Origin of the sequence: Mesorhizobium sp. B2-1-8, assembly GCF_006442545.2 — a bacterium.
Taxonomy (GTDB): Bacteria; Pseudomonadota; Alphaproteobacteria; order Rhizobiales; family Rhizobiaceae; genus Mesorhizobium.
This window is the reverse complement of the sequence record NZ_CP083952.1, coordinates 3963106-3974604: the sequence shown is the minus strand read 5'-3', so window position 1 is coordinate 3974604 and position 11499 is coordinate 3963106. Positions and strand designations below refer to the sequence as shown.

The following is an 11499-nucleotide window of genomic DNA, read 5'->3' as shown; positions in this document are numbered from 1 at the left end:
CCAGGCCATTACTGTACCCAGGATTGGGTGATCATCCAGTTGAACTGCCGGTTGAATTTGAAATTGCCAACGCGCTTGCTGACGAAGTCGAGCCGCTTCGGCGTGAAGAGGCCGACGGCCGGTGCCTTGTCCGTGACTTGCCTGTCGATTTCGGCCCACAATTTGTCGGCGGCTTTCTGATCGGTCACGCCAAGGTCTAGTGCCTTTTGCATCTTGGCGTCGATATCCTTGTCGCAGAAGCCTGCGATGTTGATCGAAGCGTCCGAACCTTCGCGGAAGGAGGCGCAGCTGAACAGGATGTTCAGGAAGTCCGAAGCCGCGGGATAGTCCTTATACCATTGGGTGACGGACATCTGCACTTTGTTGTTGGTGTTCTGGATGTAGGTGAACTGGATGTTGGAAGAGATCGGCTTGACGTCGGCGACATAGCCGATGGTGGTCAGCACGCTCTGCAGATAGACGCCGATGGACCGTGAAATGGCCGTGTCCTCGACGATGATGGTCACCTTCTGGCCCTTGGTGCCCGATTCCTCGACGAGCTGCTTTGCCTTGTCGAGGTCAGGCGCCGACCATTTGGCGCCGGGGTTCTTGGTGAAGGGGCAGTAGTCCTCGTGGCCGGGGAAGTCCGGAGGCAGGACCTGGCACACCGGCGAGGCCAGCACCTTGCCGCCGAACAGCTTGACCAGCGTGTTGCGGTCGACCGCGTAGGCAACGGCCTGGCGCGCCTTTTCATTGTCGAACGGTGCCAGCCGATTGTTGAGCGGCGCATACCACCATGCCGAAAGCGGCGAGATGTGCAACTGGTCCATGGCCTTGGTGCCAAGTTCGCCAAGGCGATCGCTGGGCAGTGCGTCGAACATCCAGTCGGCTTCGCCGTTGTGGATCGCGGTGACGGCAGCTTCCTCGGAGAGGCCGAAATCATACTGGACGACATCAGGATAACCGTCCGGCTGGGCTTCCTCGCTCCACTGCTTGAAGTTGGGGTTGCGGGTCACCGTCATGCCTTTGTTGGGATCGAAGGCGGAGATCATGTAGGCACCGGTGCTGGGAATGGGCTTGGAGCCCATGTCTTCCGCGGGCGTGTCCGCCGGCAGCACCACGGCGTGCGGCAAGGCGAGCTTGTAGAGAATCTCGGCGTCCGGCTTGGTGAGGTTCAACGTGACGGTGCCGGCCGCTTCGTCGCCCACAACCCCGCCTTCCAGCGTGCAGCTCTTGGTGTCGGCAAGGCATTTGTCGGCGCCGACGATGCCGGCATAAAATGTACCAGAGGTCGGTCCGGAGACCTTGAAGATGCGCTGGAAGGAAGCAACGACGTCCTTCACGCCGAGATCCTTGCCGTCGGAGAACTTGATGCCCTTGCGCAGCTTGAAGGTGAAGGTTTTGCCGTCATCGCTGACCTGCGGCAGCGCCTCGGCCAGATCGGGAACGATGGTGAAGCCGTCCATGCCCTCGGCCTTGCGGAAGGCGACCAGGCCGTCATAGATCGGCTGATACATTTGCCAGCCCTGATCGGTGTAGTTGATATGCGGATCGAGCGTTCCGGCGGCCGAGCGGGCCAGCAGGCGAATAGTGCCGCCTCGGTGTTCCTTGAGATATTCGGCCTGTGCCGGAGCCAGCCACATGCCGGCCAGCAATGCCGCGGCCGACGCCGCCAAGAGCAATTTCTTCATGTCGTAGTTCCCCTTTTCTCAGTTGTCGTTGTCGTCCAGGAAGTCTCCCACCACCCGCATGCATAGATCCTGCTCTTCGACATGCGGCATATGGCTGGAATGCTCGAATATCTGCCAGCGCGATCCCTTGATGCCGTCCTTGAAGGGCTGCACTGTCGCAGGCGTGGCCTCGTCGTAACGGCCGGAGATGATCAGCGTGGGAGCATCGATGGCTGGCAAGCGGTCGATGATGCTCCAGCTCTTCAGCGTTCCGATGACGTGGAATTCGTTCGGACCGTTCATGACGTTGTAAACGGTCGGATTGCGCACGACCTGGGCGAAAGTCTCGGTCACTTCGGGCGGGAACGGCACGACCCGGCAGACATGGCGCTCGTAGAACACCATCGTCGCTGCCTGGTAGTCCGGATGATCCGTCGTGCCGGCCTGTTCGTGCCGGGTCAGCGTCTCCTGCACGTCCTTGGGCAGGTCGGCGCGTAGCCGGTTGGCCTCCTGTACCCATAGCGTCATGGACGCCGGCGAGTTGGCGATGGTCAGCGACTTCAGGCCCTTCGGCCGCGTCACCCCATATTCAGCGCCCAACATGCCGCCCCAGCTCTGTCCGAGCACGTGGAAGCCGCCTCGGATGCCCAGATGATCGACGAGGTTTTCAAGTTCGTCGATGAACAGCCTGGGCGTCCAGAAATCGGCGCCTCTGTCAGGCAGCAAGGTGGAATTGCCGCAGCCCAATTGGTCGTAGTGGATGACGGCACGGCCTGTTCGGGCAAGAAGCTTGTAGGCATCGACATAATTATGGGCGGCGCCCGGCCCGCCATGCAGGATAACGACCGGAGCCTTGCCGGCATCGAGCTCGCCGCTGACCCGATACCAGGTTTCGTAATCGCCGAAGCCGGCCCGCCCTTCCCTGGTGACGATCTCCGGTAACATCCTCGCTCCTTGCGCGGTTGAAGACATGTTGCTTGTCACTAGTTCGCCTCCCGGCTGGACCGAACCCATTCTTCCAGCATCTGCACGCCGAACGCCGTGGCGCCTTGCCTGCCAAGGGGCCGATCCGTGTCGGCCAGTTCCTTGCCGGCAATGTCGAGATGCACCCAGGGCCGATCCTCGGTGAAGTGACGCAGGAACGCCGCGGCGTAGGGAGCGTCGCCGTCTTCCATGTCCTTGGCGTGATGCCGCAGGTCCGCGAACGGCGATTGCAGCCCCTCGTCATAAGCCCGGTCGAGCGGCAGCTGCCAGAACCGCTCGCCGACCGCTTCTCCGGCCGCGATCATCCGCGAGGCGATGGCATCGTCGGTGCTGAAGAGGCCGGCGAATACCGATCCGAGACCGCGCATCACCGAATAGGTCAAAGTGGCGAGATCGACGATCACCGACGGGTTGAAGCGTGAGGCGGCATAATAGAGGCAGTCGGCCAGGATCAGGCGTCCTTCCGCATCCGTGTCGAACACTTCCACGGTCTGCCCGGATGCTGTCGTGATGATGTCACGCGGCTTGAGCGCGGTGCCTGACGGCATGTTCTCGGCAATGCCGAGCACGCCGACCACGTGCACCGGGCTGCCTTGCCGGGCCAGCGCGATCAGCAGGCCGACCACCGCGGCCGCGCCGCCCATGTCGGCCTTCATGTCGAACATCTGCTCGCCGCGCTTTATGCAGAGACCACCGGAATCAAAACAGACGCCCTTGCCGACGAAGGCCAGCGGCTGTGCGGGGCCACCCTTGCCGCGATAGCGCAGGACCGCGACGCGCGGCGGTCGCACCGAACCTGACCCCACGGCCAGGATCGCGTTCATGCCGAGTTCCTTCAGCCTTGCCGTATCGAGTATCTCGACGTCGATGCCAGCTTCGTGCAACGGCTCCAGATGATCGTGGAAATTGTCGGGATGGAGATGGTTCGGCGGCAGGTTGACCAGCGTGCGCGCATATTCGACGCCATCCGCGATGGCATTGATCCGCGCCAGTGCCGAATTCAGCTCCGAACCGCCGGCCCCGACCAGTTGCACCCGCAGGGTCCGATCCGCCCCCGCCCCTTGGCGCCGGTTGCGCATGTCGAAACGATAGCGCCGCAGCCGCATGCCAAGCGCTATTCTTGCCAGGATTTCCGCTCCCGGCAGACCTATGCCTGCAATAGGGTCCAGGACCAGGGTAGCCGCGCATTCCCCTTTGCCTTCCAGATGCGCAGCCAGCAGGCCGCCGGCGTGCGCCAAGGAGAGCGCGGTGACGGCCTCGGCCTTGCCCAGGGCAAGTACGATCACGCGACGGGCCGATACCGCCTGGGGGGCAATGACATCGATACAGGTGCCGGATTCGGCCAAGACGGTCGTATCGGCACATGCCCGGGAGAGGATCCCGCCCATTTCGGTATCCAGTGCCATTGCCCGCGGACCAAAGCCTGTCTGGGCAGTCTGCAAGATCACGACGACGGAGGTTTCCGCGGAAATCTCTTCCGCCGTTTCAAAGACCGGCACTGGCGATTGAGGCATAAGTGGGCGTTCTCCTCATTGTGGGCTTTGGCCGAAGCGCCGCTTGCAGCTTGCGCAATGCTTCACCTGCCACCGGTGGAAGCCGGCCAAGCCGGTCGCCGCCGTTGGTGGAATGGTGCCGAAGTCCCCAAATAGTCGTTTTCGTAAGACGACTTAGTTGCTCTTCCCTCTTGGGTATCCCTGAACCGGCCAAGCGATCAAACGCCAATTTTGTCCATGTCGATTGACAAAAACTCAACTGACAATTCATGATCGGCCAATGGCCCTACCCTCACTCAATGGCATGCGCGCTTTCGAGGCCGCCGCACGTCTCGGCAGCGTCAAGGATGCAGCGGAAGAACTGCATTTGACGCCCTCTGCCATCAGCCGTCACATCCGTGCGCTTGAAAGGAATCTCGGTCAGGATTTGTTCGAGCGCGGCTTTCGCCAGATAACGCCGACCATCCGGGGCTCTTACTATGCACGCAGCCTCTCCGAGGCGTTCGAGGCCATCTGGCGCGCTACCGACGATGTCAGTCTCGCCAACGGCCCGAGCCACGGCAGGACCCAGCGTGTCCGGGTCCTGTGCGTGCCGGCAGTTCTGAACCTTTGGCTGGCGGACCGGTTGCCGAGCTTTCGCCGGCAGCATCCGGCCGTGGATCTGGAGATATCGACATCGGGCAAGCGGGCCAATTTCGATTTGGCCATTGTCGACGAGTTCGTCTACAAGGCCGGCCCGGCGCTGACGCTGCTGATCCCGCTGGTTCTGACGCCGGTCTGCGCGCCCTCGCTGCTCGACGGGCCGATGCCGCTGCGATCGCCCGCCGATCTGGTCAATCACCATCTGATCCACGAATGCGAGACCATGCGATGGAAGCGCTGGCTGGAGCAGGAAGGCGTTTTGGACACGACGCCGAAATCCAGCACGACGCTGGATGATTGCACTCTGATCATGCGCGAGGCGATCAATGGCGCTGGAATAGCGCTTGCCGACACGATGATGGCCCAGGATCTGCTGCAGCAGGGCAAGCTGGTCGCCCCGTTCAGCGCCCGCCACACCTATCCGGCCGGCATCTACCTGCATCAGCGTCGCAGCATAGGCAACAAGCCGGGTACCGGCCTGTTTCAGGATTGGCTGCTTTCCGAAGTCGAGGACCACAAGCGGGTCATGGCCATCGCCTAATGCATGTCGCGCGGAAGTGTCCTCGGTTCCGGGATAACGACATGCATAAAATCAGAAGCTTACAGCAGGTCAGGCGAATCCTATTCGCCGCGACATGCTGTAGGCAGCCGCTCTCGCCGACAGATGTTGTGAACGCGGGTTCATCCAGCCTGAAGCCGTGGATCGAAAATTCGAATCGACAGGCAGGCCTTTTGAAAAGCGGCTCACCATCATGGCCCGTCGATAATCGCGGTTCGTATTGAATATCTTTAAGGCCAAAGCCGGCAAATAGCTTGCTTGTCGGTTCCCCCGCGTCAGGCGTAACCTCTGCGGTCAACGCGTGAGGGCGCGTGATGCAAGAAGGGGACATTGCAATGACGATACAAGGCGCATCGCCTGACCTGTATAATGAAGACCTCGCTCCCGCCAAGGTTCGAAACTGGGGACCGTTCTCGATCTTCAACGTCTGGACGTCGGACGTTCATAGCCTGTGGGGCTACTACCTCGCCGCCAGCCTGTTTCTGTTCTGTGGCGGCTTCGTCAATTTCATCATCGCCATCGGCATCGGCTCGCTGATCATCTACGCGCTGATGAACATGGTCGGCTACGCCGGTGTGAAGACCGGTGTGCCCTACCCCGTGCTCGCCCGCGCCTCCTTCGGCATCTGGGGCGCCAACATTCCGGCACTGGTGCGCGCCGTCGTCGCCTGCTTCTGGTATGGCGCACAGACAGCCGCCGCCTCCGGTGCGATCGTCGCATTGCTCATCCGCTCGCAATGGTTCGCCGATTTCAACGCCAATACCCATTTCCTCGGCCATTCCGGCCTGGAGGTGATCTGCTTCGTGGTCATATGGGCCCTGCAACTGCTGATCATCCAGAAAGGCATGGAAACGGTGCGCCGGTTCCAGGATTGGGCAGGCCCCGCCGTCTGGGTGATGATGCTGCTCCTTGCCGTTTATCTCTGCGTCAAATCCGGAACCTTCGCCTTCACCAGCGACATCCCGATGGACGTGCTTCTGGAAAAGACCAAGGACGCCGGCGTGCCTGGAACGCCGGGCTCGTGGACGTCGCTGTTCGCGGTGGCCGCGATCTGGGTGACGTATTTTTCGGCGCTCTATCTCAATTTCTGCGATTTCGCCCGCTATGCGCCCAATCAGGCGGCATTGCGCAAGGGCAACATCTGGGGTCTGCCGGTCAACCTCATCCTGTTCTCGCTGGTCGCCGGCGTCACCACCATCGCCGCCTACGACGTCTACCATGAGGTGCTGCTGCACCCCGACCAGATCTCGGCCAAGTTCGACAGCTTGTTCCTGGCTGCCCTTGCCGCCTTGACGTTCGCGGTGGCGACCTTGGGTATCAACGTGGTGGCCAACTTCGTCTCACCCGCGTTCGACTTCTCCAACGTCTTCCCGCGTCAGATCGACTTCAAGAAAGGTGGCTACATCGCCGCCGTCATCGCGCTCGTTCTCTATCCCTTCGCACCGTGGGAAGGCAGTGCCGCCTCCTTCGTCAACGTCATCGGCGCGACGATGGGGCCGATTTTCGGCGTGATGATGGTCGATTACTATCTGATCCGGAAGGGCGAGGTCGACGTCGAGGCGCTGTATCGCGAGGACGGCGAGTTCCGCTTCCAGGGTGGCTGGCACGTCAATGCCTTCATCGCCGCCGGCATCGGCGCCATCTTCTCCTCGATCCTGCCGAACTTCACCAACTGGCTGCCGTCCTGGTGGGGCGTTTATGGCTGGTTCTTCGGCGTGGCGATCGCCGGCGTCATCTATTACGTGCTGCGCACCGCCGCCCTGGGTGCAGGGGCCAAGATAGCAAAAGCCTGACAAGCATCTCTGGGGCGGCCCCGTGCCGCCCCGCTCTACTGCGCGACCATTTCGGCCAGCTTGCGCACCGTGTTCCAGTTGCGCGAGGTTCCGATGCCCATGCGCTTGTGATTTGCGGCCGCAAGCAGCCGCGAGCTGGGCCTCTCCCGTGAAAAGACGACCCAGATGTCGCCGCCGACCAGAAGCACCTTCTCGTCCGCTGCGGCATAGGCCTGAAAGCCAGATATCGCATCCTCGGCCACGGGTTTGCGCATCACGCGCACCACGACCTGGTTGCCGGCTTCCACCGACTCGCTCGGGAATGGATTGCCGCTTGCGAGTTTGCACCAGTCTCCGGCGGCACGGACGATGATGTCGACATGGCGGCCAAAGGTCTGCTCGAAGGCGGATTCCAGCCGCTCCTCGAGTCCGGCGACCGAGATCTTGTCGCTCTCGAAAACCAGATTGCCGGTCGCCAACAGGGTGCGGACATTCTTAAGGCCAAGGCCTTCCGCCATCGCCTTGAGGTCGGACATGACGACCCGCCGCCCCTCTCCCAGGGTGATGCTGTAGAGGAGCGCCACATAGGTCCGCATGGTAGCGATCAGACCAGCCGGCTCTGCTCCACCGCCGCCTCGATGAAGCTGGCGAACAGCGGATGCGGATCGAGCGGCCGGCTCTTCAGTTCGGGGTGATATTGCACGCCGATGAACCAGGGATGGTCAGGATACTCGACCGTCTCCGGCAGCACACCGTCGGGCGACATGCCGGCAAAGACCAGCCCGCAATCCTCCAGGCGCTGCTTGTAGTCGATATTGACTTCGTAGCGGTGCCGGTGACGTTCGGAAATCTGGGTGTCGCCATAGATATCGGCGATCTTCGAGCCCTTGGCGAGCTCGGCCTGATAGGCGCCGAGCCGCATGGTACCGCCGAGATCGCCGCTCGCCCTGCGCTTTTCCAGCATGTTGCCTTTCAGCCATTCGGTCATCAAACCGACGACCGGTTCCTTGGTCGGGCCGAACTCGGTCGACGAGGCATGTTCGACGCCGGCCAGCGATCGCGCCGCCTCGATGCAGGCCATCTGCATGCCGAAGCAGATGCCGAAATACGGCACCTTGCGCTCACGCGCGAATTTCGCCGCCAGGATCTTGCCTTCGGAGCCGCGTTCGCCGAAGCCGCCGGGCACAAGGATGCCATGCACCTTCTCCAGCCAAGGCGTCGGGTCCTCCTTTTCGAAGATTTCCGATTCGATCCAGTCGAGCTTGACCTTGACGTGGTTGGCCAGCCCGCCATGCGAAAGCGCCTCGATCAGCGATTTGTAGGCGTCCTTGAGGCCGGTATACTTGCCGACGATGGCGATGGTGACCTCGCCCTCCGGATTGTGGATGCGGTTCGAGACCGCCTGCCACGGCTCCATGCGCGGCTTAGGCGCCGGGTCGATGCCGAAGGCGGCCAGCACTTCCGAATCGAGACCTTCCCTGTGATAGGCCATAGGCACGTCGTAGATATGCGGCACGTCGAGCGCCTGAATGACGGCGCTCTCCCTGACATTGCAGAACAACGACAGTTTGCGGCGCTCTTCCTTGGGGATGGCGCGGTCGGCGCGCACCAGAAGAATGTCAGGCGCAATGCCGATGCCGCGCAATTCCTTGACCGAATGCTGGGTCGGCTTGGTCTTCAGCTCACCCGCCGTCGGGATATAGGGCATCAAGGTCAGATGCACGTAGACAGCGTTGTTGCGCGGTAGATCGTTGCCGAGCTGGCGGATCGCCTCGAGGAACGGCATCGCCTCGATGTCGCCGACCGTGCCGCCGATCTCGCACAGCACGAAATCATAGTCGTCATTGCCGTCGAGGACGAAGTTCTTGATCTCGTCGGTAACGTGCGGGATGACCTGCACGGTCGCGCCGAGATAGTCGCCACGCCGCTCGCGCTCGATGATGTTCTTGTAGATACGCCCGGTGGTGATGTTGTCCTGCTGATTGGCGGAACGGCCGGTGAAGCGCTCGTAATGACCAAGGTCGAGGTCGGTCTCGGCACCATCATCAGTGACGAACACTTCGCCATGCTGGTACGGCGACATCGTGCCGGGATCGACATTGAGGTAGGGGTCGAGTTTTTTGATGCGTGCGCGATAGCCTCGCGCCTGCAGGAGAGCCCCAAGGGCCGCTGCGGCAATGCCTTTTCCAAGTGAGGAAACCACGCCGCCTGTGATGAATACATATCGCGCCATGGGAGTCATCGCTTAACGCGGCCTGATTGATTCCGCCAGAGAAAAAACCGCCGCGAAGGCTTTTTCCCAAAAAGGCGCTCGGACCTTGATCCCGAAAAGTGGGATCCGGTTTTCGGACAGGATCACGACCAAACAGGTTTGATCGGGACCTTAGAGCAATTCCAGGAAAAGCGCGTAGCGGTTTTCCGTCCGGAATTGGCGTAAAAACAAAGACTTGGAGCGAATCGGCGATTCTATCAAACGTTGGACCGCTCCAAGCAAAACAAAAGGGCCGGCTGAGCCGGCCCTTTCGGCATGATGATGGAAACGTCAGATGATGACGACTTTGGTGCCGACGCGGACGCGGCTGTAGAGATCCATGACGTGCTCGTTCATCATACGGAAGCAGCCATTGGAGGCGCTGGTGCCGATAGACTGCGGCGCGATGGTGCCGTGGATACGCAGATGCGTGTCCTTCTTACCGTCATAGAGATAGATGGCGCGGGCGCCGAGCGGATTCTGGCCACCGCCGGCCATGCCGTCCTTGTACTGGCCATAGTGCTTGGGCTCGCGCTTCTGCATGTCGAGCGTCGGGATCCAGCGCGGCCATTCCTGCTTGTCGCCGACCGCGACCGTGCCCTTGAACTGCAGGCCTTCGCGACCGACCGCGATGGCGTAGCGACGCGCGGTCGTGGACGATTCGACGAGATAGAGCCGGCGAGCGCTGGTGTCGATGACGATTGTACCGGCATCATAGCCCGTGAATTCCACGTCCTGAGGCACGAATTCCGGCTTTACCTTGAACGGCTTCTTGGCGTTCTTCTGTGCAAGCGCCGAGTCGAGCGCGCGTGTCTCGGGCAGATAGCTGATCGATGAGCCTGATAAGGTTCCACCGAACAGACCAGCAAACAGACCGCCGCTCGACCGCTTCTGGCCACCGACGACCTCGCTGCGCAATTCGCCATTGTTACCGGTCAAAGCGACATTCATCGCCTCGGCCGGGATCGGCTCGGCCGACTGGATCGGCGTGACCGGTTCAATCGGCTCGATGACCTTGATGGTCTTCTTGGCCGGTTTGGCATCGGCCACTTCAGATGCTGATGCTTTCTGGCCCTTGCTGGCCAGGAATGCCTTCCGGTCCGCGTCAGCCCTGGCTTTCGCCGCTTCGCGCATCGCCAGCTTCCTGGCTTCGAGCGCCTTGGCTTTGGCGTCTTCCTTGCCAGCGGCGATCTTGGCCTCGATCTTCTTGATCTGGGCGAGATCGTCCGGTGTCGGGTTTTTCTTCTTCTTGAGAAGCTTCAACTGCGCCGCATCGCTCTTGGCCGCGACGGGGATGGCGTCAGTTTTTTCAAGCGACACCGACTGTTGTGCGGCCATGTTTGCCGGCATGCCGGCGAAGGCCGGGGAACTCATGCCGATTGCGGCGCAAAGTCCCAGGAAAATGAAGCTGCGAAGCTGCATGGCGAAGATCCGATCGTTCAATGCTTGTTGCCCACGGCGTCGCCCGACGTCCCCCAAGGACGCCGAAAATGCCGCGTGCAATCTATAGTCGAATAAGCGCGGATGCCTCAAGCGCGAGACCGCACTGCCGCCCGTCGAATCTTCGTGATCGCGCAGCATTTGCCGCGACTGTGTTCAAACGATCACAGATCGCGGTTTGGAAACGTGGAGGTTACTGGTTCGGAACCTGAGGCGCCGCCGGCGCGGTGCTGGTGGTCCCATTGGTCGTTGGCGCGGTGGCCGGGGCCGTTGCCGGAGGCTTTGCCGCGGCGTCGTTTCCGGACGGCGGCGTCGGCGTGGCGTTGCCGGCGGGTGCCGGCGTGGTCTTACCCGGCAGTTGGTTGAGCACGCCCTTGCCGTCCGAGGTCGTGGGAACCCGATCGAGAATGTCGATCGGCTTCTCGCCGTAGCGGGCAATGATCGACAAGGTCAGCGAGGTCACGAAGAACGCAGCCGCCAGGATCGCCGTCGCCCGGGTCAAAGCGTTGGCGGCGCCGCGCGCCGTCATGAAGCCCGATCCGCCACCAATGCCGAGACCGCCGCCTTCGGAGCGCTGCAGCAGCACCACGCCGACAAGGGCGAGCACGACCATTAGATGGATGACGATCAGTATGGTTTGCATAGTTTATCCTGGCAAGGCCTTGCCCGGCCGCGGACACGACCGGTGAATTGGAGGCGGCTCAATACA

General features: G+C 61.6%; 9 protein-coding genes. 2 read left to right on the top strand and 7 right to left on the bottom strand.

Annotated features, from left to right (window positions below):
- Window positions 1-8: 8 nt before the first annotated feature.
- The 3 genes from FJ970_RS19410 to FJ970_RS19400 are packed head-to-tail and all read right to left on the bottom strand — an operon-like array spanning window position 9 to window position 4147.
- Window positions 9-1670 carry an ABC transporter substrate-binding protein gene (locus FJ970_RS19410; RefSeq protein ID WP_140757432.1) on the bottom strand — a complete coding sequence of 554 codons (1662 nt, stop codon included), beginning with the start codon at window positions 1668-1670 and terminating at the stop codon, window positions 9-11.
- A gap of 18 nt (window positions 1671-1688) precedes the next feature.
- Window positions 1689-2594 (bottom strand): proline iminopeptidase-family hydrolase, encoded by a 906-nt coding sequence (locus tag FJ970_RS19405; RefSeq protein WP_140757433.1) that lies wholly within the window; start codon window positions 2592-2594, stop codon window positions 1689-1691.
- 38 nt (window positions 2595-2632) lie between these two features.
- Complete coding sequence (locus FJ970_RS19400) at window positions 2633-4147, bottom strand: leucyl aminopeptidase (RefSeq protein ID WP_140757434.1); 1515 nt, start codon at window positions 4145-4147, stop codon at window positions 2633-2635.
- Between the two features lie 259 nt (window positions 4148-4406).
- Here FJ970_RS19400 and FJ970_RS19395 point away from each other — a divergent pair, with 259 nt between their 5' ends.
- Both FJ970_RS19395 and FJ970_RS19390 read left to right on the top strand, forming a co-directional pair.
- The gene (locus tag FJ970_RS19395) at window positions 4407-5309 is read left to right on the top strand and encodes a LysR substrate-binding domain-containing protein (RefSeq protein ID WP_140757435.1); all 903 of its coding nucleotides are present in this window, start codon (window positions 4407-4409) and stop codon (window positions 5307-5309) included.
- Between the two features lie 353 nt (window positions 5310-5662).
- Window positions 5663-7120 carry an NCS1 family nucleobase:cation symporter-1 gene (locus tag FJ970_RS19390; RefSeq protein WP_140757436.1) on the top strand — a complete coding sequence of 486 codons (1458 nt, stop codon included), beginning with the start codon at window positions 5663-5665 and terminating at the stop codon, window positions 7118-7120.
- Between the two features lie 35 nt (window positions 7121-7155).
- Here the strand turns inward: FJ970_RS19390 and FJ970_RS19385 are convergent, their stop codons facing one another.
- The 4 genes from FJ970_RS19385 to secG form a co-directional block, all read right to left on the bottom strand.
- Window positions 7156-7695: a DUF1697 domain-containing protein gene (locus tag FJ970_RS19385; protein ID WP_140757437.1), complete on the bottom strand. Its 540-nt coding sequence runs from the start codon at window positions 7693-7695 to the stop codon at window positions 7156-7158.
- An 8-nt stretch (window positions 7696-7703) separates the two neighbouring features.
- Window positions 7704-9341, bottom strand: coding sequence for a CTP synthase (locus tag FJ970_RS19380; RefSeq protein WP_140757438.1), 1638 nt, complete (start codon window positions 9339-9341; stop codon window positions 7704-7706).
- 300 nt (window positions 9342-9641) lie between these two features.
- Complete coding sequence (locus FJ970_RS19375) at window positions 9642-10772, bottom strand: L,D-transpeptidase (RefSeq protein ID WP_140757439.1); 1131 nt, start codon at window positions 10770-10772, stop codon at window positions 9642-9644.
- Window positions 10773-10983: 211 nt separating this feature from the next.
- Window positions 10984-11433, bottom strand: coding sequence for a preprotein translocase subunit SecG (gene secG, locus FJ970_RS19370; RefSeq protein ID WP_140757440.1), 450 nt, complete (start codon window positions 11431-11433; stop codon window positions 10984-10986).
- Window positions 11434-11499 lie beyond the last annotated feature (66 nt).